Annotated in this window: 20 protein-coding genes; 9 read left to right on the top strand and 11 right to left on the bottom strand. The window is 60.4% G+C overall.

All coding sequences use genetic code 11. The features are described 5' to 3' along the window. Positions 1–108 precede the first annotated feature (108 nt). The gene (locus tag K9857_RS14405) at positions 109–1,086 is read left to right on the top strand and encodes an NADPH:quinone oxidoreductase family protein (RefSeq protein WP_224536815.1); all 978 of its coding nucleotides are present in this window, start codon (positions 109–111) and stop codon (positions 1,084–1,086) included. 51 nt (positions 1,087–1,137) lie between these two features. Here K9857_RS14405 and K9857_RS14400 read toward each other — a convergent pair whose 3' ends face one another. Next, positions 1,138–1,755, bottom strand: a complete 618-nt coding sequence (locus tag K9857_RS14400) for an energy transducer TonB (RefSeq protein ID WP_224536813.1) — start codon at positions 1,753–1,755, stop codon at positions 1,138–1,140. Between the two features lie 329 nt (positions 1,756–2,084). On the opposite strand from K9857_RS14400, the gene glpT reads away from it, so the two are divergent. Next, positions 2,085–3,434 (top strand): glycerol-3-phosphate transporter, encoded by a 1,350-nt coding sequence (glpT, locus tag K9857_RS14395; protein WP_224536811.1) that lies wholly within the window; start codon positions 2,085–2,087, stop codon positions 3,432–3,434. On the opposite strand, the gene K9857_RS14390 is transcribed toward glpT, so the two are convergent. From K9857_RS14390 to K9857_RS14365, 6 genes are all read right to left on the bottom strand, one after another. Continuing rightward, positions 3,410–4,078, bottom strand: coding sequence for a gamma-glutamylcyclotransferase (locus K9857_RS14390; protein WP_224536809.1), 669 nt, complete (start codon positions 4,076–4,078; stop codon positions 3,410–3,412). The genes glpT and K9857_RS14390 overlap by 25 nt on opposite strands. Before the next feature lie 309 nt (positions 4,079–4,387). Further along, entirely contained in the window at positions 4,388–5,356 is a 969-nt protein-coding gene (locus K9857_RS14385; protein ID WP_224536806.1) for a CDP-6-deoxy-delta-3,4-glucoseen reductase, read from the bottom strand. Further along, on the bottom strand, positions 5,356–6,822 hold the full coding sequence (gene ubiD / locus K9857_RS14380) for a 4-hydroxy-3-polyprenylbenzoate decarboxylase (RefSeq protein ID WP_224536804.1): 1,467 nt from the start codon (positions 6,820–6,822) through the stop codon (positions 5,356–5,358). The genes K9857_RS14385 and ubiD overlap by 1 nt, the downstream gene beginning before the upstream one ends. Before the next feature lie 132 nt (positions 6,823–6,954). Continuing rightward, on the bottom strand, positions 6,955–8,214 hold the full coding sequence (gene rho, locus K9857_RS14375; protein ID WP_003206716.1) for a transcription termination factor Rho: 1,260 nt from the start codon (positions 8,212–8,214) through the stop codon (positions 6,955–6,957). Between the two features lie 247 nt (positions 8,215–8,461). Next, positions 8,462–8,791 carry a thioredoxin TrxA gene (gene trxA / locus K9857_RS14370; RefSeq protein WP_003206727.1) on the bottom strand — a complete coding sequence of 110 codons (330 nt, stop codon included), beginning with the start codon at positions 8,789–8,791 and terminating at the stop codon, positions 8,462–8,464. A gap of 121 nt (positions 8,792–8,912) precedes the next feature. Continuing rightward, positions 8,913–9,620, bottom strand: coding sequence for a FadR/GntR family transcriptional regulator (locus K9857_RS14365; protein ID WP_224536802.1), 708 nt, complete (start codon positions 9,618–9,620; stop codon positions 8,913–8,915). 255 nt (positions 9,621–9,875) lie between these two features. Here K9857_RS14365 and K9857_RS14360 point away from each other — a divergent pair, with 255 nt between their 5' ends. The 5 genes from K9857_RS14360 (at position 9,876) to ppx (ending at position 14,416) form a co-directional block, all read left to right on the top strand. Then, positions 9,876–10,661 (top strand): transporter substrate-binding domain-containing protein, encoded by a 786-nt coding sequence (locus tag K9857_RS14360; protein ID WP_224536801.1) that lies wholly within the window; start codon positions 9,876–9,878, stop codon positions 10,659–10,661. Between the two features lie 22 nt (positions 10,662–10,683). Continuing rightward, positions 10,684–11,364: an amino acid ABC transporter permease gene (locus K9857_RS14355; protein WP_224536799.1), complete on the top strand. Its 681-nt coding sequence runs from the start codon at positions 10,684–10,686 to the stop codon at positions 11,362–11,364. Next, entirely contained in the window at positions 11,361–12,011 is a 651-nt protein-coding gene (locus tag K9857_RS14350; RefSeq protein ID WP_224536798.1) for an amino acid ABC transporter permease, read from the top strand. Before K9857_RS14355 ends, K9857_RS14350 begins: the two co-directional genes overlap by 4 nt. Then, complete coding sequence (locus K9857_RS14345) at positions 11,998–12,735, top strand: amino acid ABC transporter ATP-binding protein (protein WP_224536795.1); 738 nt, start codon at positions 11,998–12,000, stop codon at positions 12,733–12,735. The genes K9857_RS14350 and K9857_RS14345 overlap by 14 nt, the downstream gene beginning before the upstream one ends. 178 nt (positions 12,736–12,913) lie before the next feature. Then, complete coding sequence (gene ppx / locus K9857_RS14340; RefSeq protein ID WP_224536793.1) at positions 12,914–14,416, top strand: exopolyphosphatase; 1,503 nt, start codon at positions 12,914–12,916, stop codon at positions 14,414–14,416. A 169-nt stretch (positions 14,417–14,585) separates the two neighbouring features. Here ppx and ppk1 read toward each other — a convergent pair whose 3' ends face one another. Both ppk1 and hemB read right to left on the bottom strand, forming a co-directional pair. Next, the gene (ppk1, locus tag K9857_RS14335) at positions 14,586–16,814 is read right to left on the bottom strand and encodes a polyphosphate kinase 1 (RefSeq protein ID WP_224536790.1); all 2,229 of its coding nucleotides are present in this window, start codon (positions 16,812–16,814) and stop codon (positions 14,586–14,588) included. An 18-nt stretch (positions 16,815–16,832) separates the two neighbouring features. Then, on the bottom strand, positions 16,833–17,846 hold the full coding sequence (gene hemB, locus K9857_RS14330; protein ID WP_224536789.1) for a porphobilinogen synthase: 1,014 nt from the start codon (positions 17,844–17,846) through the stop codon (positions 16,833–16,835). A 207-nt stretch (positions 17,847–18,053) separates the two neighbouring features. Here hemB and K9857_RS14325 point away from each other — a divergent pair, with 207 nt between their 5' ends. Further along, positions 18,054–18,686, top strand: coding sequence for a DedA family protein (locus K9857_RS14325; protein ID WP_224536787.1), 633 nt, complete (start codon positions 18,054–18,056; stop codon positions 18,684–18,686). Here the strand turns inward: K9857_RS14325 and K9857_RS14320 are convergent. Next, on the bottom strand, positions 18,667–19,902 hold the full coding sequence (locus K9857_RS14320; protein WP_224536785.1) for a sterol desaturase family protein: 1,236 nt from the start codon (positions 19,900–19,902) through the stop codon (positions 18,667–18,669). The genes K9857_RS14325 and K9857_RS14320 overlap by 20 nt on opposite strands. 117 nt (positions 19,903–20,019) lie before the next feature. On the opposite strand from K9857_RS14320, the gene elbB reads away from it, so the two are divergent. Continuing rightward, positions 20,020–20,688 carry an isoprenoid biosynthesis glyoxalase ElbB gene (elbB, locus tag K9857_RS14315; RefSeq protein ID WP_175379619.1) on the top strand — a complete coding sequence of 223 codons (669 nt, stop codon included), beginning with the start codon at positions 20,020–20,022 and terminating at the stop codon, positions 20,686–20,688. A 116-nt stretch (positions 20,689–20,804) separates the two neighbouring features. Here elbB and K9857_RS14310 read toward each other — a convergent pair whose 3' ends face one another. Further along, a complete protein-coding gene (locus K9857_RS14310) occupies positions 20,805–21,260 on the bottom strand; it encodes a YaiI/YqxD family protein (RefSeq protein ID WP_224536845.1) in 456 nt (151 codons plus the stop codon). Between the last annotated feature and the right edge of the window lie 3 nt (positions 21,261–21,263).

The following is a 21,263-nucleotide window of genomic DNA, read 5'->3' as shown; positions in this document are numbered from 1 at the left end:
CCGCTCAAGCACAAGCTTATGGCTGACTATCAGGGGCGGGCATGCTCGTTGACCCGTCGACTCACACACCTACACTTATCGGCCATCTCTCCCAAAGGAATAGCCCTGATGAAAGCCGTGCTGTGCAAAGCCTTCGGTCCTGCCGAATCGCTGGTGCTGGAAGACGTCGCCAGTCCTGTCGCGAAGAAGAATGAAATCCTGCTGGACGTGCACGCCGCCGGGGTGAATTTCCCCGACACGCTGATCATCGAGGGCAAGTACCAGTTCAAGCCGCCCTTCCCGTTCTCCCCGGGTGGCGAAGCGGCAGGCGTGGTCAGCGCGGTGGGCGAAAAGGTCAGCCATCTGAAAGTCGGCGACCGGGTCATGGCCCTGACCGGCTGGGGCAGCTTTGCCGAACAGGTCGCGGTGCCAGGCTACAACGTGCTGCCGATCCCGCCTTCGATGGACTTCAACACCGCCGCCGCCTTCAGCATGACCTACGGCACCTCGATGCACGCCCTCAAGCAGCGCGGCAACCTGCAACCGGGCGAAACCCTGCTGGTGCTCGGTGCCTCCGGCGGCGTGGGCCTGGCAGCCGTGGAAATCGGCAAGGCCATGGGCGCCCGTGTGATCGCCGCCGCCAGCAGCGCGGAGAAACTGGCCGTGGCCAAGGCCGCCGGCGCCGATGAACTGATCAACTACAGCGAAACCAGCCTCAAGGACGAAATCAAGCGCCTGACCGATGGCCAGGGCGCCGACGTAATCTACGACCCGGTCGGCGGCGACCTGTTCGACCAGGCCGTGCGCGCCATCGCCTGGAACGGCCGCCTGCTGGTGGTCGGCTTCGCCAGCGGCCGCATCCCCGAATTCCCGGTGAATCTCGCCCTGCTCAAAGGTGCTGCCGTGGTGGGCGTGTTCTGGGGTTCGTTTGCCCAGCGCCAGCCGCAGGACAACGCCGCCAACTTCCAGCAACTGTTCGGCTGGTTCAAGGAAGGCAAGTTGAAACCGCTGGTGTCGCAGGTGTATCCCCTGAGCAATTCCGCCCAAGCGATCAACGATCTTGGCCAGCGCAAGGCGGTCGGAAAGGTGGTGGTTCAGGTTCGCTGAACCATGGCGAAGGGTCTGGACTTCGATCAACGATATCCAGACCCGACGCAGCTAAAGCAGCTTGCGGATATCTTCCGGCAAATACCTCGCAAATCGGGATCCCGGATTGTTCAGGCATTGCCTGCCAATGTACGGCACGCTCCTGTTCATTTTCGCGATCAACTCAAGCCGCCGTTCATCGCTCAACATTGCCCTGGAAAAGGAATTCGTCAGATAAGCCCGGGTGTAATGGAACGCAGGCAAATCAACCCAGGCCTGATCCGCCGTCCGCACCAGGAATTGATTGAGGTCGCGGCACTTCAATTTGCCGAGCCATTGATTCAGGTGTCGCGGCAGACTGGCGTCATACCCGAAGATCATCGGCGCGATCACCTCCTGTTCCGCCGGCTTGTCCCCCTCGACCGTCCACGGCTTGAACCGCCACTTCTCTATCGCGACCCGGCTCGCTTCAGCCAGATCGGGATGATCGCTCTCAAGGATCTTCACCTCGCCGACTGAACCATCGGCATAGGCCACGAAGCTGACTCGGACATCCCCGGTGATTCCCGCCCTTTGCAGCGCCGCCGGATAAATCGGTCTGGGATTGTGTTCCGGAATCAGAAACTCATCCCCCGCCCTGCTTTCAATCGACAACAGAATCAGCAACACCCCGCACAGCAACCACCGCATAACCGCTCCCTTCGCAGCTGAACCGCCAGACCCTGGCAACAGTGCAAAAGGCTAAAGATCAATGCCGCCAAGCTGAAGATCATGGCGTCCCATAACCGCGAAGGACATTTCCCAAAGATCTGAGCTACGCCAGAGGAATGAGGCGCTTTACCCATGCCCCGAGTAACTCTTCCTACATCGTCATGACTTACATCTGTACGACATGTTCGTAAAGGAACACGCGACTTCCAACATTTCTGCTTTTTTGCCGACAAAACCCAGTGCTTTTTTCGGTAACGAAACTGTAATATTCGCATCCGCAGTCAAAACAAGAACACTGGAGCTTTTGAATGTTTGCCTTCTTTCGCCCCGCCGCACATCAGGCGCCCTTGCCTGAAGAAAAAGTAGACAGCACCTATCGACGCCTGCGCTGGCAGATCTTCGCCGGTATCTTCATCGGTTACGCCGGTTACTACCTGCTGCGCAAAAACTTCTCCCTGGCCATGCCCTATCTGATCGAAGAGGGTTACACCCGCGGCGAGCTGGGTGTGGCGCTGTCGGCGATCGCAATCGCCTACGGCCTGTCCAAGTTCCTGATGGGCATCGTCTCCGACCGCTCCAACCCGCGCTTCTTCCTGCCGTTCGGCCTGATGGTTTCGGCGGCGGTCATGTTCACGTTCGGATTCGCGCATTGGGCGACCTCCAGCGTGACCATCATGTTCGTGCTGCTGTTCATCAATGGCTGGGCCCAGGGCATGGGCTGGCCGCCAAGCGGGCGGACCATGGTGCACTGGTGGTCGCAGAAGGAGCGCGGTGGCGTGGTGTCGCTGTGGAACGTGGCGCACAACGTCGGCGGCGGCCTGATTGGCCCGCTGTTCCTGATCGGCATGGGCCTGTTCAACGACTGGCATGCGGCGTTCTACGTGCCGGCGGCGGTAGCCATGGCGGTGGCGATCTTCGCCTTCATCACCATGCGCGACACCCCGCAATCGGTCGGCCTGCCGCCCATCGAGAAGTACAAGAACGACTACCCGGAAGGCTATGACGCCAGCCACGAGAAGGAATTCAGCGCCAAGGAAATCTTCGTCAAGTACGTGCTGCGCAACAAGATGCTCTGGTACATCGCCATGGCCAACGTATTCGTCTACCTGCTGCGTTACGGCGTGCTGGACTGGGCGCCGACTTATCTGAAGGAAGCCAAGGGTTTCAGCGTCGACAAGACGTCCTGGGCGTATTTCCTCTACGAGTGGGCCGGTATTCCCGGCACGCTGCTGTGCGGCTGGATGTCGGACAAGATCTTCCGTGGCAACCGTGGCCTGACCGGCATGGTGTTCATGGCCTTGGTGACCGTGGCGACACTGGTGTACTGGCTCAACCCGGCCGGCAACCCGACCGTGGACATGATCGCGCTGATCTCCATCGGCTTCCTGATCTACGGCCCGGTGATGCTGATCGGCCTGCAGGCACTGGAACTGGCGCCGAAGAAAGCCGCCGGTACCGCCGCGGGCTTTACCGGTCTGTTCGGTTATCTGGGAGGTTCGGTCGCGGCCAGTGCAGCGATGGGCTACACCGTGGACCATTTCGGCTGGGATGGCGGTTTCGTCCTGCTGATCGGTGCCTGCCTGCTGGCGATGGCTTTCCTTGCGCCGACATTGCGGCACAAGCAGGCGGCCAGTCAGACCCGCGAAGCGATCGCCTGATCATCCTTTGATTTACAGCGCTTGAGCCGCGCCTCCAGATTCCGGTCTGGCATGGCGTGGCTGCGCAGGGCGTGGGCCGTCTGCTCGACATAGTCGCGCGTCGTGCCGTAGCGCCCGCAAGCGTTTTCGAACACGTGGCTCAACACGTGATCCGGCAGGTTGCCCGCGTAGCTGGGCAAATGCCGCTCCAGTACGAATCCCAATGCTTGAACCTGGTTGCCGTCTTCAAGCCGGCAGTTGAGCCAGTGCGGACGGTAAGAAGGGAACGGCATCTCGCGCTTCCACAGCGCATACAGCGAAGCGTCCAGTTGTTCTTCCGGCAATCGGTAGGCGAAGCCGCTGCACGAACCGCCACGATCCAGACCGAATACCAGCCCGGGCATTTCCGGCGTGCCGCGATGTTCGTGGGACCACAGGTACAGACCGCGATGGTAGCCATGCACCCGCCCGCGAACGCGTTCGACCGCCGTGCATTCAGGGCGCCAGATCAGTGATCCATAAGCGAACAGCCAGACCGGCCCACCCTTGTGGCGCGCCATGGTCGATTGCATCGAGCTGAGCAATTGTTCGTGCGTAAGCTGCGGCCCCAGGTCGAGGCGCGGAGGGTAAGCCAGGTTCAGAAATGAAGATTCGATGGCGCTCATGGCGAATAGCGTTCAGCTCCCCGCGAGTAATCAGTTACTAAATAGAACGCACCGGTGAATCATTAAGGCACATATGTATTCAAGTAATTTAAGCGCATTGGCGCAACTCTTAATTAATTACTTGAACGAGATATAACCTACCGACATTTATAAGATTTTATAAATACCGAAGCGCTATATAGAGAGTTATAAATAAACCCTGTAGGAGCGAGCATGCTCGCGATGCACGATGGGACACCGCGGGGTGTCAGGCTGCCAACGTTATCGTTGACGACCATCGCGAGCATGCTCGCTCCTACAGGGACGGTGTCAGGATCTTGGGGCGTAGGCGAACACGTCGGCACGCATCTGGTGGGCGTCCATCCCTGCTTCCACCAGCGCATCCAGCGTGCCATAGACCATCGCCGGCGAGCCGCTGGCGTAGACATGCAACGCCTTCAGATCAGGGAAATCTTCACACACCGCTTCATGCAGCATGCCGCAACGCCCCTGCCAGCCGCATTGATCACTGACAACTTTGTGCAGGAACAGATTCGGCAGCTTAAGCCATTCATCCCAGTGTTCGACTTCATAGAAGTCTTCCGGACGACGCACGCCCCAATACAGATGCACCGGATGTTTGAAACCCTCGGCGCGGCAATGTTCGATCAGGCCATGGATCTGGCCCATGCCGGTACCGGCCGCGATCAGCACCAACGGACCGTCCGGCAACTCGGCCAGGTGCGCATCGCCAAAGGGCATGTCGATCCGAACTATCGCGTCGCGCTGCAATTGCTTGATCAGATTCTGAGCACTGGGCTCACGCGCCAGCACGTGGATCTCCAGATCCCGACCGCCAGAGGGAGCCGAAGCCAAGGAAAAGGACGACTTGTCACCGTTGTCGCGATGGATCATCAGGTACTGACCAGCGTGATAACGCGGGGGCTTGCCGGCCGGCGCTCGCAGTCGTACGCGCCAGGTATCACCGCCAACCTCGGTGCAACTGGTGACCTGACACGACAGGGTGCGCACCGGCAACTCTCCCAGCGAAAGCACGCCATCCCACAGCACGATGCAGTCTTCCAGCGGCTCCGCTATGCAAGTGTAGAACTCGCCATGGTCACGCACGAGGCCGGCCTGTTGGACTCGACCTTCCACCAGCAACGCCGCGCACACATGGCAATTGCCGTTGCGGCAGCTTTGCGGGCATTCATAGCCAAGACGGCGTGCGCCATCGAGAATCCGCTCGCCGGGCTGAATCTCCAGCACTGCTCCGGAGGGCTGCAAGGTTACACGCATCAATCTATTCCTAACTGATTCCAGATGGCATCGATCCGCTGGGTCACGGCGTCGTCCTTGACGATCACCCGACCCCATTCACGCGTGGTTTCCCCTGGCCATTTATGGGTGGCGTCCAGGCCCATCTTCGAGCCCAGGCCGGACACCGGCGAGGCGAAGTCCAGGTAGTCGATCGGCGTGTTTTCGATCATCACCGTATCGCGCTTGGGGTCCATGCGCGTGGTGATGGCCCAGATCACGTCGTTCCAGTCCCGCGCATTGATGTCGTCGTCGGTGACGATAACGAACTTGGTGTACATGAACTGTCGCAAAAACGACCAGACACCTAGCATTACCCGCTTGGCGTGGCCCGGATACGACTTCTTCATGGTCACGACGGCCATGCGGTAAGAACAGCCTTCGGGCGGCAGGTAGAAGTCGGTGATTTCCGGAAACTGCTTCTGCAGGATCGGCACGAACACTTCGTTGAGCGCCACACCGAGAATCGCCGGCTCATCGGGTGGACGGCCGGTGTAGGTGCTGTGATAGATCGGCTTGGTGCGGTGGGTGATGCGCTCGACGGTGAACACCGGGAAGCTGTCGACTTCGTTGTAGTAACCGGTGTGGTCGCCATACGGACCTTCATCGGCCATCTCGCCCGGATGGATCACGCCTTCGAGGATGATCTCGGCGGTGGCCGGCACTTGCAGGTCGTTGCCGCGGCACTTCACCAGTTCGGTACGGTTACCGCGCAGCAGACCGGCGAAGGCGTATTCGGACAGGCTGTCCGGCACCGGAGTCACGGCGCCGAGGATAGTGGCAGGGTCGGCGCCCAGGGCCACCGAGACCGGGAAAGGCTGGCCCGGATGCTTCTCGCACCACTCGCGATAATCCAGCGCGCCGCCACGGTGGCTCAGCCAGCGCATGATGACCTTGTTGCGACCAATCACCTGCTGACGGTAGATGCCGAGGTTCTGGCGATCCTTGTTCGGGCCCTTGGTGACTGTCAGGCCCCAGGTGATCAGGGGCGCGACGTCGCCCGGCCAGCAGGTTTGCACCGGCAACTTGCCGAGGTCGACGTCATCACCTTCGATGACCACCTCCTGGCAGATCGCATCTTTGACGACCTTGGGCGCCATCGAGATGATCTTGCGGAAGATCGGCAGCTTGGACCAGGCGTCCTTCAAACCCTTCGGCGGCTCGGGCTCCTTGAGGAACGCCAGCAGCTTGCCGATCTCGCGCAGTTCGCTGACCGCTTCGGCGCCCATGCCCAACGCGACGCGCTCGGGGGTGCCGAACAGGTTGCCGAGGACGGGAATGTCAAAACCGGTAGGCTTTTCGAAAAGCAGGGCCGGGCCCTTGGCGCGCAAGGTGCGGTCGCAGACCTCGGTCATTTCGAGCACTGGGGACACCGGAACCTGGATGCGCTTGAGTTCGCCGCGCTGTTCCAGACCGCTGATAAAGTCGCGCAAGTCGCGATACTGCATGCGTGAGCCTCGTGTTGGCCGTGGCGTTCGGGGGCTGGCAGTTTAGCGCCGAACCAGACGCTTCAGAACCTGTTGAGCGAAAATCGGATAGCAAAAAGCCGGGTTTCCCCGGCTTTTTGCAGAGCTGTCGACTTACTTGCGCTTCATCGACAGGAAGAACTCATCGTTGGTCTTGGTCGTTTTCAGCTTGTCGACCAGGAACTCGATGGCAGCCACTTCATCCATCGGATGCAGCAGCTTGCGCAGAATCCACATGCGCTGCAGCTCATCGTCAGCCGTCAGCAACTCTTCGCGGCGAGTACCGGAACGGTTGATGTTGATGGCCGGGAAGACGCGCTTTTCAGCGATACGGCGGTCCAGAGGCAGTTCCATGTTGCCGGTGCCTTTGAATTCCTCGTAGATCACTTCGTCCATCTTCGAGCCGGTTTCAACCAGCGCGGTGGCGATGATGGTCAGCGAGCCGCCTTCTTCGATGTTCCGCGCAGCGCCGAAGAAACGCTTCGGTTTTTCCAGGGCGTGGGCATCGACACCACCGGTCAGTACCTTGCCGGAGCTCGGGATCACGGTGTTGTAGGCACGGGCCAGACGGGTGATGGAGTCGAGCAGGATCACCACGTCTTTCTTGTGTTCGACCAGGCGCTTGGCCTTCTCGATCACCATTTCGGCAACCTGCACGTGACGGGTCGGCGGCTCGTCGAACGTCGAGGCAACCACTTCGCCGCGCACGGTGCGCTGCATTTCGGTCACTTCTTCCGGACGCTCGTCGATCAGCAACACGATCAGGTGAACTTCAGGGTTGTTACGCGCGATGTTCGCGGCAATGTTCTGCAGCATGATCGTCTTGCCCGCTTTCGGCGGAGCAACGATCAGACCGCGCTGGCCTTTACCGATCGGGGCGCACAGGTCGATTACACGACCGGTCAGGTCTTCAGTGGAACCGTTGCCGGCTTCCATCTTCATGCGCACGGTCGGGAACAGCGGGGTCAGGTTCTCGAAGAGAATCTTGTTCTTGGCGTTTTCCGGACGGTCGAAGTTGATGGTGTCGACCTTGAGCAGCGCGAAATAACGCTCGCCTTCCTTTGGAGGGCGGATCTTGCCAACGATGGTGTCACCGGTGCGCAAGTTGAAGCGACGGATCTGGCTCGGCGAGACGTAGATATCGTCTGGGCCGGCGAGATAGGAAGCGTCTGCAGAGCGGAGGAAGCCGAAGCCGTCCTGGAGAATCTCCAGCACGCCATCACCGGAGATTTCCTCACCGCTTTTCGCGTGCTTTTTGAGCAGGGAGAAAATCACGTCCTGCTTGCGCGAACGGGCCATATTTTCTATGCCCATCTGTTCGGCCAATTCGAGCAGTTCGGTAATCGGCTTTTGCTTGAGTTCAGTCAGATTCATATAGGAATGACGTAATCATTTATGGAGGGGGGAAATTAAGCTTTTGGCTTAATGAGGCCGCGCCGCGGAGAAGGCGACAGGATCGCGTACTTATTCGAAAGGAGTGCGTCGGCGACGGCTAGCAGGGGGCAATGGAGAAACCAGTGCGGGGCCGAATGTATCACTTGAGTTTGGGAGCCGTCTAGCCCTGCATAACGAAAAGGCCCCGCGATTTGCGGGGCCTTTGGCAGACTGGCTACAACGACGCTTAGATGTTGGCGTCGAGGAAAGCGGCCAGTTGCGATTTCGACAGTGCGCCGACCTTGGTCGCTTCAACGTTGCCGTTCTTGAACAGCATCAGGGTCGGGATACCACGTACGCCGTGCTTGGCAGGGGTTTCCTGGTTTTCGTCGATGTTCAGTTTGGCAACGGTCAGTTTGCCTTTGTAAGTCTCTGCAATTTCGTCCAGAACAGGAGCGATCATTTTGCAAGGGCCGCACCACTCAGCCCAGTAGTCGACCAGTACAGCGCCTTCAGCCTTGAGTACATCGGCCTCGAAGCTAGCGTCGCTAACGTGTTTGATAAGATCGCTGCTCATGGAATTCTCCAGGGTTGTAAGCAAAAAAACGTGGCCCATCATAGCCGCCCTTCCCTCGTTCAGGAAGCCGCAGTTGATTGAGTCTCGCTATGGTGTTTCATGAGTCTTTGTATAGCTCAGGTCATGACGACGCGGGAGCTACAAAGCCGATCCCGGTACGCAGCGCGGCGTTGCGAACATGCTCGCACATGGCTTTTTGAGCAGCGCCAGAGGCTCGGCGAGCCAGCGCGCGAAGGATTTTGCGGTGCTCCTGCCAGGTCTCCATCGCCCGCTCCGCCCTGATGAACGGTAACTTCTGGCTTTCCAGGAAGATCTCGGCACTGGCAGTGAGGATGTTCAGCATCGCCTGATTGCCGCTGGCCAGAAGAATGCGTCGATGAAAATCGAAGTCCAGCCGCGCCGCCGCTTCGAAGTCGCCGGCCCTCAATTCGTTGCGCATGGCGGCTACGTTGTCCTCCAAGGCATCGAGTTCATCGGTACTCAACATCAAGGCTGCCAACCCGGCAGCAAATCCTTCGAGCGCATAGCGCAACTGGAAAATGTCCAGAGGCGAGGCCTGAGCCGCGAACGGCCAGCGCGCTGTCGAGTCACCTCCCGGCAGTTCCACAGGCGACTGCACGAACACGCCTTTGCCCGGCTGGACGCTGATGACACCCAGCGCGCTCAGCGACGACAACGCCTCGCGCAACGAGGCCCGACTGACTCCCAATTGCACCGACAGATCCCGTTGGGAGGGCAAAACGTCTCCTGGCCCGAAGCCTTGTTCGGCGATCAATTTGCGGATGGCTTGCAGCGCCACTTCGGGTACGGCGCGGGAGATCGAATTCATGGTTTTCCAGACGAGCCAGGCCAAGGTGCGGTCAGTTGTAAAGCTATTCAGGCCGCCCGGCAAGTCGTGCCCCATGGGGGTTCGGCGAGTTTCGAAGTTGCGCTATCGAGGTGCGAAACAACACCTGACTGTTCAGACCAGTCAGACCTTGCGAGGCGAGCAAAACCGCAGCCTTGCGCCTGAAAAAACCCTGTTGGCACGCCCCATGCTCTGTCGAATCGCACAATTGCCCCCTCGCCGATTCGGAGATTTGCCATGACCCTGCGTTACAGCGCCCTCCTCACCGCCCTGTTTGCCAGCCTGATGCTGAGCCAGGCATCCGCCCACGCCGACGGTCTGGAGGATGTAGTCAAGCGCGGCACCCTCAAAGTCGCCGTACCTCAGGATTTCCCGCCCTTCGGTTCGGTGGGTCCGGACATGAAACCGCGCGGCCTGGATATCGACACAGCCAAACTGCTGGCCGACCAACTCAAGGTCAAACTCGAGCTGACGCCGGTCAACAGCACCAACCGGATCCCGTTCCTCACCACCGGCAAAGTGGATCTGGTGATCTCCAGCCTCGGCAAAAATCCCGAGCGGGAAAAAGTCATCGACTTTTCTCGCCCATACGCGCCGTTCTACCTCGCGGTCTTCGGCCCACCTGAAGCCGACATCAAGGGCCTTGAAGACCTCAAGGGCAAAACCGTCAGCGTCACCCGCGGCGCCATCGAAGACATCGAGCTGACCAAGGTCGCTCCCGAGGGCGTGACCATCAAGCGATTCGAAGACAATAACTCGACCATCGCCGCCTATCTGGCCGGCCAGGTGGATCTGATCGCCAGCGGCAACGTGGTGATGGTCGCGATCAGCGAGAAAAACCCGAAACGTGTGCCCGCGCTGAAAGTGAAACTCAAGGATTCGCCGGTCTACGTGGGCGTGAACAAGAATGAGCCGGCACTGCTGGACAAGGTCAACCAGATCCTCGTCAGCGCCAAAAATGACGGCGCGCTGGAGAAAAACTCCCTGACCTGGCTGAAAGAGCCGCTGCCGACCGACCTCTGACTCGGCGCACTGGAGAATCCTTATGGCTTATCAGTTCGATTTCTCGCCAGTGGTGCAAAACACCGATCTGCTGCTGCACGGTGCGTTGTTCACCCTTGAGCTGACAGCCATTGGCGCAGTGTTCGGGATTGGTGTGGGAATAGTCGGGGCACTGGTGCGGGCGTGGAATATCCGCCCGTTTGCCGGAATATTCGGCATCTATGTCGAGTTGATCCGCAATACGCCATTTCTGGTGCAATTGTTCTTCATCTTCTTCGGCCTGCCGTCCCTGGGCGTGCAGATATCCGAATGGCAGGCGGCGGTGCTGGCGATGGTGATCAATCTGGGCGCCTATTCGACCGAAATCATCCGCGCTGGCATCCAGGCGATTCCCCGCGGCCAATTGGAAGCCGCCGCCGCACTGGCGATGACTCGCTTCGAAGCCTTCCGCCATGTCGTTCTGCTGCCCGCACTGAGCAAGGTCTGGCCGGCGCTGAGCAGCCAGATCATCATCGTCATGCTCGGTTCGGCGGTGTGCTCCCAGATTGCCACCGAAGAGTTGAGCTTCGCGGCCAACTTCATTCAATCGCGAAACTTCCGCGCCTTTGAGACTTACGCACTGACGACGCTGCTTTACCTGTGCATGGCATTGCTGATCCGCCAGTTGCTCAACTGGATCGGCCAGCGATTCATAGCAAGAAACAGTGTGGAGAGCGCGCGATGAGCGATTTCACTCTATGGGACATCCTGCGCAATCTCCTCACCGGCCTGCAATGGACGCTGGCACTGTCGCTGGTGGCGTTCATTGGCGGTGGGCTGATCGGTCTGCTGATCATGGTTATGCGCATCTCCAGGAAATCTTTGCCACGCAGCTTTTCCCGCACCTACATCGAACTGTTTCAGGGCACGCCATTGCTGATGCAGTTGTTCCTGGTGTTCTTTGGCGTGTCGCTGGCCGGGGTGGAAATTTCTCCGTGGGCGGCGGCGGCCATTGCCCTCACGCTGTTCACCAGTGCCTATCTGGCGGAAATCTGGCGCGGCTGCGTCGAATCCATACCCAATGGCCAGTGGGAAGCTTCGTCGAGCCTGGCGCTCAATCCGTTTGAGCAATTGCGCTACGTGATCCTGCCGCAAGCCTTGCGCATCGCGATCGCGCCAACCGTGGGGTTCTCGGTGCAGGTGGTAAAAGGCACCGCCGTCACCTCGATCATCGGTTTCACCGAGCTGACCAAAACCGGCGGCATGCTGGCCAATGCAACCTTCGAACCCTTCATGGTCTACGGCCTGGTCGCCCTCGGTTACTTCCTGCTCTGCTACCCCTTGTCCCTCAGTGCGCGCTACCTGGAAAGGAGACTGCATGCCTCTGCTTAGAATTTCCGCCCTGCATAAATACTACGGCGATCACCATGTACTCAAAGGCATCGACCTGAGTGTCGATCAAGGCCAGGTGGTCGCGATCATCGGACGCAGCGGCTCGGGCAAGTCGACCTTGCTGCGCACGCTCAATGGTCTGGAGTCGATCAACGACGGCGTCATCGAGGTCGACGGCGAATACCTCGACGCCGCTCGCGCCGATCTGCGCAGCCTGCGGCAGAAGGTCGGCATGGTGTTCCAGCAATTCAATCTGTTCCCGCATCTGACCGTTGGCGAGAATGTGATGCTCGCCCCGCAGGTGGTGCAGAAAGTGCCCAAGGCCAAGGCCGCGCAGTTGGCCCGTGAGATGCTGGAGCGGGTCGGGCTGGGAGAAAAGTTCGATGCTTTCCCGGATCGCCTGTCCGGCGGGCAGCAACAGCGCGTGGCGATTGCCCGTGCGCTGGCGATGTCACCCAAGGTGCTGTTGTGCGATGAAATCACTTCGGCGCTCGATCCGGAACTGGTGAATGAAGTGCTGAGCGTGGTCCGGCAATTGGCCAAAGAAGGCATGACGCTGATCATGGTCACCCACGAAATGCGCTTCGCCCGGGAGGTAGGGGACAAACTGGTGTTCATGCACCAGGGTCTGGTGCATGAGGTGGGGGATCCGAAGGTGCTGTTTGCCAATCCGCAGACGGCGGAGCTGGCGAATTTCATCGGGACGGTCGAAGCGGCGGGCTGACAGACTTTCAGTGCCTTGAAGGCCGCCTTCGCGGGCAAGCCCGCTCCCACAGGTTTTGCGTCGAACGCATATTAGTGGTCGCTTGCTTGCTGTGCTGGATCAAGGCTTTGAACACTGCGCGTTGGCGCCAGCCGTTGATCGTGGCACGATGTCGGGGTTATCGACCGAGACCCTGACCATGCCCCATTCCCAAGCCAAGAATCTGTCCCTGATCGCCGCAATCGACCTGGGCTCCAACAGTTTCCATATGGTCGTGGCCAAGGCCCAGAACGGAGAAATCCGCATTCTCGAACGTCTCGGGGAAAAGGTTCAGTTGGCCGCTGGCATCGACGAAGAGCGTCGTCTGAGCGAAGAATCCATGCAGCGCGGGCTCGATTGCCTCAAGCGCTTCGCCCAGCTGATCAACGGTATGCCGCTGGGCGCCGTGCGGATCGTGGGCACCAACGCCCTGCGTGAGGCCCGCAACCGCGCCCAATTCATCCACCGCGCCGAAGAGATCCTCGGCCACCCGGTGGAAGTCATCTCCGGTCGTGAAGAAGCGCGCCTGATCTATCTCGGCGTGTCCCACACCCTCGCCGACACGCCGGGCAAGCGCCTGGTCGCCGACATCGGCGGCGGCAGTACCGAATTCATCATCGGCCAGCGCTTCGAACCGCTTCTGCGAGAAAGCCTGCAAATGGGTTGCGTGAGCTTCACCCAGCGCTATTTCAAGGACGGCAAGATCACCCCGGCCCGCTACGCCCAGGCGTACACGGCGGCGCGGCTGGAGATCATGAGCATCGAACACGCCCTGCACCGCCTGACCTGGGATGAAGCCATCGGCTCCTCGGGCACCATCCGCGCCATCGGCCTGGCGCTGAAGGCCGGCGGTCACGGCTCCGGCGAAGTCAACGCCGAAGGCCTGGCCTGGCTCAAGCGCAAGCTGATCAAGCTGGGCGATGTGGAAAAAATCGACTTTGAAGGCGTCAAGCCGGACCGCCGCGCGATTTTCCCCGCGGGCCTGGCGATTCTCGAAGCCATCTTCGACTCCCTCGAACTGCAACGCATGGATCACTGCGAAGGCGCGCTGCGTGAAGGCGTGCTCTATGACCTCCTGGGCCGCCATCATCACGAAGACGTGCGCGAACGCACCCTGACCTCGCTGATGGAGCGCTACCATGTCGACCTGGAACAGGCCGTGCGGGTCGAACGCAAGGCGTTGCATGCCTTCGATCAAGTGGCCAAGGACTGGGACCTGGAAGACGGCGTCTGGCGCGAACTGCTCGGCTGGGCGGCCAAGGTCCATGAAGTGGGCCTGGATATCGCCCACTACCAGTACCACAAACACGGCGCTTACCTGATCGAACACTCGGACCTGGCCGGTTTCTCTCGCGAAGACCAGTTGATGCTCGCGCTGCTGGTACGCGGCCACCGCCGCAACATTCCCAAAGACCGCTTCGCCGACTTCGGCGATGAAGGCATCAAGCTGATTCGCCTGTGCGTGCTGCTGCGCTTCGCGATCCTGTTCCACCACATCCGCGGCACCCAGCAGATGCCTCAGGTGGAGCTGAACGCCAACGGCAACCATCTGGAAGTGGTATTCCCGAAGAAATGGCTGGAAGACAACCAACTGACCCAGGCTGATTTCGAGATCGAGGCGGAATGGCTGACGCGGGTGGATATCGTTCTGACCGTGCGCTGATACACCCGATCCTGCCCGCGTCCGTGTGCTGAATTGTGGGAACGAGCCTGCTCGCGATGGAGTATCAGGCAACGCATTCCTTCAGGTTGCCAGCGTCATCGTTAACGTCCATCGCGAGCAGGCTCGCTCCCACAGAAAAAAGGCGATCCTTCTGGGATCGCCTTTTTTATTAGCTGCTCACCGGCAGGATGGGGCTGCCAAGGCGCTCCAGCAACGTCGCCTGAGCACTGCGCGGGTTCTGGTTACCGGTCGGCGTGTTGCGGATGTAGCGGCCGTCCGATTGCAGGCTCCAGCTGTGGGTATTGTCGGTCAGATACAACTCCAACTCCTTCTTCACCCGCATGATCAGTTTCTTGCCTTCCACCGGGAAGCAGGTCTCGACGCGCTTGTCGAGGTTTCGCTCCATCCAGTCGGCACTGGAGAGGAACATCTGCTCTTCGCCGCCGTTGAGGAAGTAGAAGACCCGGGTGTGTTCCAGGAAGCGGCCGATGATCGAGCGCACGTGGATGTTGTGGGAAACCCCGGCGATGCCCGGACGCAGACAGCACATGCCGCGCACCACCAGATCGATACGCACGCCCGACTGGCTGGCTTTGTACAGCGCGCGGATGATCTTCGGATCGGTCAGCGAGTTGAACTTGGCAATGATGTGCGCCGGCTTGCCGTCGAGGGCGAACTGGGTTTCCCGGGCAATCATGTCGAGCATGCCCTTCTTCAGGGTGAACGGCGCATGCAGCAGCTTCTTCATGCGCAACGTTTTACCCATGCCGATCAACTGGCTGAACAGCTTGCCGACGTCTTCGCACAGCGCGTCGTCGGAGGTCAGCAGGCTGTAGTCGGTGTACAGACGGGCGTTGCCGGCGTGGTAGTTACCTGTGCCGAGGTGCGCGTAACGCACGATCTCACCGGCTTCGCGGCGCAGGATCAGCATCATCTTGGCGTGGGTCTTGAAGCCGACCACGCCGTAGATCACCACCGCACCGGCCGCTTGCAGGCGGCTGGCCAGTTGCAGGTTGGATTCTTCGTCGAACCGCGCCCGCAGCTCGATCACCGCGGTGACTTCCTTGCCGTTACGCGCGGCGTCCACCAGCGCATCGACGATTTCCGAGTTGGCGCCGGAGCGGTACAGGGTCTGACGCACCGCCAGTACGTGCGGGTCCTTGGCGGCCTGGCGCAGCAGGTCGACCACCGGAGTGAAGGATTCGAACGGGTGCAGCAGCAGGATGTCCTGCTTGCTGATCACGCTGAAGATGTTCTCGCTGTTCTGCAAAAGCTTCGGAATCTGCGGAGTGAACGGCGTGTTCTGCAGATCGCGCTGGCTGTCCAGGCCAGTGATGCTGAACAGACGAGTCAGGTTCACCGGGCCGTTGACCTGATACAGCTCGGTCTCGCTCAGATTGAACTGCTTGAGCAGGTAGTCGGACAGGTGTTTCGGGCAAGTGTCGGCCACTTCCAGACGCACCGCGTCACCGTAGCGTCGGGAGAACAGCTCGCCGCGCAGGGCGCGTGCAAGGTCTTCCACGTCTTCGGAGTCCAGCGCCAGGTCGGCGTTTCGGGTCAGGCGGAACTGGTAGCAGCCCTTCACCTTCATGCCCTGGAACAGATCATCGGCGTGGGCGTGGATCATCGACGACAGGAACACATAGTTGTCGCCGGCGCCGCCGACTTCTTCCGGCACCTTGATGATCCGCGGCAGCAGGCGCGGCGCCGGGATGATCGCCAGACCGGAGTCGCGACCGAAGGCATCGATACCCTCGAGTTCGACGATGAAGTTCAGGCTCTTGTTCACCAGCAACGGGAACGGGTGGGTCGGGTCGAGGCCGATCGGGGTGATGATCGGGGCGATTTCGTCGCGGAAATACCGGCGCACCCAGGTTTTCAGCTTGGTGTTCCAGTGGCGGCGACGGATGAAGCGGACCTGATGCTTTTCCAGCTCCGGCAACAGAATGTCGTTGAGGATCGCGTACTGGCGGTCGACGTGACCGTGGACCAGTTCGCTGATGCGCGCCAGGGCCTGATGCGGTTGCAGACCGTCGGCACCGGCCTGTTCACGGGCGAAGGTGATCTGCTTCTTGAGGCCCGCGACACGAATTTCGAAGAACTCGTCCAGGTTGCTGGAGAAGATCAGCAGGAACTTCAGCCGCTCCAGCAACGGATAGGACTCATCCAGCGCCTGTTCCAGCACGCGGATGTTGAACTGCAGTTGCGACAGCTCGCGGTGGATGTACAGGCTGCTGTCATCCAGGCCGGGAACGGCAATCGCCGCCGGTGCCGCCGCAGCGGCCTCGGTTACCGCCGCCGGGGGAGCGGGCTCCAGCTCCGGCGGGGTTTCGGCGATTTGCTCGACCACGGGTTGAGCGTCTTGTACGGCAACTTCACTGAGTCCTTCGGTATTCATCGAATGTTCCTGGGAGGGCTATTTTTGCTCTCGTAACAATTGAGCTGCGCGAACGGCAAAGTACGTCAGGATGCCATCAGCGCCTGCGCGTTTAAAAGCGGTCAGGGATTCGAGAATAACCCCTTCGCTCAACCAGCCATTCTGGATCGCGGCCATGTGCATGGCGTATTCGCCGCTGACTTGATAAACGAAAGTCGGCACTTTGAATTCTTCTTTGACCCGGCAAAGGATGTCCAGGTACGGCATGCCTGGCTTGACCATGACCATGTCTGCACCTTCAGACAAGTCCGCCGCCACTTCGTGCAGGGCTTCGTTGCTGTTGGCCGGGTCCATCTGATAGGAGGCCTTGTTGGCCTTGCCCAGGTTCGACGCCGAACCGACCGCATCGCGGAACGGGCCGTAGTAGGCGCTGGCGTATTTGGCCGAGTAGGCCATGATCCGCACGTTGACGTGACCGGTAACCTCCAGGGCCTCGCGGATCGCCTGGATGCGACCGTCCATCATGTCCGACGGGGCCACCACCTGGGCGCCGGCTTCGGCGTGGGACAGGGCCTGGCGGACCAGTGCATCGACGGTGATGTCGTTCTGCACGTAGCCTTCTTCGTCGAGAATGCCGTCTTGGCCGTGGGTGGTGAACGGGTCCAGCGCGACGTCGGTGATCACACCCAGCTCAGGGAATTGCGCGCGCAGGGCACGGGTGGCGCGCTGGGCGATGCCGTCCGGGTTCCAGGCTTCGGCGGCGTCCAGCGACTTGAGCTCCGGCGGCGTCACCGGGAAAAGCGCCAGCGCCGGAATCCCCAGTTCGACCCACTTGGCCGCCTCTTCCAGCAATAGATCGATGGTCAGGCGCTCCACGCCCGGCATCGAGGCGACCGCTTCGCGACGGTTTTCACCGTCCAGCACGAACACCGGCAGAATCAGGTCATCGACGGTCAGGACGTTTTCACGGACCAGTCGACGCGAGAAATCGTCACGACGGTTGCGGCGCAGGCGGGTTGCGGGGAACAGACGGTTGGCGGGGGTAAAGCTCACGGCAGACTCCTGAGCCCGCGCGTACGGGCGAGCGTGACAGTTATAAGCGACCATTATGACGAACACATGACAGTTGTGCGCATGCTGTGACACGTAGCCGCATTCCATTGTCCTTGTAGGAAATGTTCACGTCGAGACACATTTGGACACTTTCCTGAATGTGTACGAAGGGTTAGGCTGCGCGTTCATTTCGCCAGCACCCAGACAATGCTCCAACAATTTCTGCATGACTTCGGCTACTTTGCCCTGTTTCTCGGCACGTTCTTCGAAGGCGAAACCATCCTGGTGCTCGCAGGCTTCCTCGCGTTCCGTGGATACATGGACATCAACCTGGTGGTGGTCGTGGCATTCTGCGGCAGCTATGCCGGCGATCAGCTGTGGTACTTCCTGGGACGCAAGCACGGACGCAAGCTGCTGGCGCGCAAACCCCGCTGGCAGATGATGGGCGACCGGGCGCTGGAGCATATCCGCAAACACCCGGACATCTGGGTCCTGAGTTTCCGCTTCGTCTACGGCCTGCGCACGGTGATGCCGGTGGCAATCGGCCTGTCCGGTTATCCGCCGGGACGTTATCTGTTGCTCAACGGCATTGGCGCGGCGATCTGGGCCGCCGCATTGGCCGCAGCCGCGTACCACTTCGGTGCGGTGCTGGAAGGCATGCTCGGCAGCATCAAGAAATACGAGCTGTGGGTATTGGGTGCGCTGCTGATCCTCGGCGTCGGCCTGTGGCTGCGTCGTCGCTTCAAGAATGCGCGCCTGGCCAAACAGGTCTATGCCGACGAGCAAGCCCTGAAGGCCAAACAGGCCATTTCCGGTGAACCTAAGACGCCAGCCGAGTAAAACGGTTTCTGCAGCAGTAGAGACCGATCCCGCTGAGCAGGCTGTAGCTGAGCAGGCCGACCCAGCCCACCGCGCTGGCCGGCCATAGCCCCACCAGCGGCGCCAGCCAGACCAGCGGCACGTTGGATGCCAGCCGCAGCAGCTCCAGCTTCAACGCCCACGGGCGATTCTCCAGGGCCACGCCCAGCACGAACAACCCCAGCGCCACCGCGCCCCAGCCCAGCACCAGAGCCGAGGCCGGTAGCTGCGGCTCCAGGTTCATCAGATAACTGCCCAAAGCGATGTAGACGCAGAACTGCAGCAACACGTAGATCTGCTGACGGGTGGCCAGCGGCACTTCGAATTTGTGGAACTGACTCAGGTCCGGTTTGTGGATCGGATATTTGGCCGCCACATCCGCCGGCCGCCAACCGGTGCGCATGAACCAGATCCGCAGCTTGTCCCAAGTGCTCTCTGTGCGCCGTGCATCGGCCCACAGCTGCGCATAAAACTGCACATTGGCCCAGATCGGGTTCCAGCTCGCCAGCGGCGTGGTCACACCGAAAATCACCGGTTCGTTGTCGTCTTCTTCCTGGAACGAGCCGAACAGACGGTCCCAAATAATGAACACACCGCCGTAGTTGCGATCCATGTAGAGAGCGTTCTGTGCATGGTGAGCACGATGATTGGATGGTGTAACGAAGAACCACTCGAACCAGCCGAGCTTGGGAATGTGCCGGGTGTGCACCCAGAACTGGTACAGCAGGTTCAGCGCGGCAACGCTGATGAAAACGAAAAGCGGCACCCCGGCCACCGCCATCGGCAGGTAGAAAATCCAGCTCAACAGAAACCCGGTACTGGTCTGGCGCAGGGCCGTGGAGAGGTTGTAGTCCTCGCTCTGGTGATGCACCGAATGCGCGGCCCAAAGAATGTTGCGCTCGTGGCCCATGCGGTGCAGCCAGTAGTAGCAGAAGTCATAAAAGACGAAGGCGAAGATCCACACCCAGACGCTGTTCGCGGAAAGCTCGAACAGCGCCAGATGCTTGAGCGCGAATGCATAAGTCACCAGCCCCACGCCCTTGGTCAGAAGGCCCGTGGTGGTCGACAGCACGCCGGTGCTGATGCTGTTGACGGCGTCCGCCACCCGATAGTTGCTGACCCCGCGCCAGCGATCGGCCAGCAGTTCGACGGCAATCAGCACAAAGAAAAACGGCACCGCGTACAGAATGAAGTCCATGAGGCGTCCTGAACGGAATTTTTTAAGGACAGATGCTAGGTGTAGCCGCGAAATAACCCTATGGCAACGAGTGACAAATTAGTGGACATTTAACGCCATGAATCTGGAGAAAAGCCCATGAGCAAAAAAGTTGCAGTGATCCTTTCCGGTTGTGGCGTGTACGACGGCGCCGAGATTTACGAGAGCGTGATAACCCTGCTGCGCCTGGACCAGCGTGGCGCGCAGGTGCAGTGCTTCGCACCGAATATCGCGCAGCTGCATGTGATCAATCACCTGACCGGTGAGGAAATGCCCGAGTCACGCAATGTGCTGGTGGAGTCGGCGCGTATTGCCCGCGGCCAGGTCCGGGACATCCGCGAAGCCGATGCCGAAGAGTTCGATGCGCTGATCATTCCCGGCGGTTTCGGATCGGCCAAGAACCTGTCCAACTTCGCCATCGAAGGCACCGGCTGCACCGTGCAACCGGAAGTCCTGGCCCTGACCGAAGCCTTCGCCGAAGCGGGCAAGCCGGTCGGCCTGATCTGCATCTCCCCGGCCCTGGCGGCGAAGATCTACGGCCCGGGCGTGACCTGCACCATCGGCAACGATGCTGACACCGCCGCCGCGCTGAACAAGATGGGCGCCACCCACAAGGATTGCGCCGTGAGCGACATCGTCGAAGACAAGGCCCGCAAACTGGTCAGCACCCCGGCTTACATGCTGGCCGGAAGCATCAGCGAAGCGGCGTCGGGCATCAACAAACTGGTCGACCGCGTGCTCGAACTGACCCACGAAAACGACGCGTAAAAAGCATCACCTGTGGGAGCGAGCCTGCTCGCGATGGATTCAAGAACGCCGCTGGGTGTCAGGTGCCCAGCGTTATCGTTGACGACCATCGCGAGCAAGCTCGCTCCTACAGGGGGTCAGGCCTGGCGGGACAGCCGGGTGAGGATGCGGTCCAACGCATTGGCAAACGCCTGCTTCTCACGATCCCCAAACGGCGCCGGGCCGCCGCTGACCTGGCCCTGCTCGCGCAAATCGGCGAACAGGTTACGCACCGCCAGCCGGTCACCCATGTTTCGCTCATCGAACTCCTTGCCCCGCGGGTCCAGCGCCGCGACGCCCTTCTTCAGCAGCCGATCAGCCAGGGGAATATCGCTGCAGATCACCAGCTCACCGGGCACCGCATGTTCCACCAGGTAATCGTCGGCCGCGTCCGGGCCGCTGGGCACCACGATCAGCTTGACCAGCGCCAATCCAGGCTTGGTCTGCGGCTGGCCGGCGACCATCACCACTTCGAACTGGCGCTTGAGGGCGAACTTCACCACCAGATCCTTCGCCGCCCGAGGGCAGGCGTCAGCATCGATCCATACGCGCATCTT

It is taken from the genome of Pseudomonas sp. REP124, assembly GCF_020164475.1.
Taxonomy (GTDB): Bacteria; Pseudomonadota; Gammaproteobacteria; order Pseudomonadales; family Pseudomonadaceae; genus Aquipseudomonas.
This window is presented reverse-complemented; position numbering and strand designations above follow the sequence as displayed.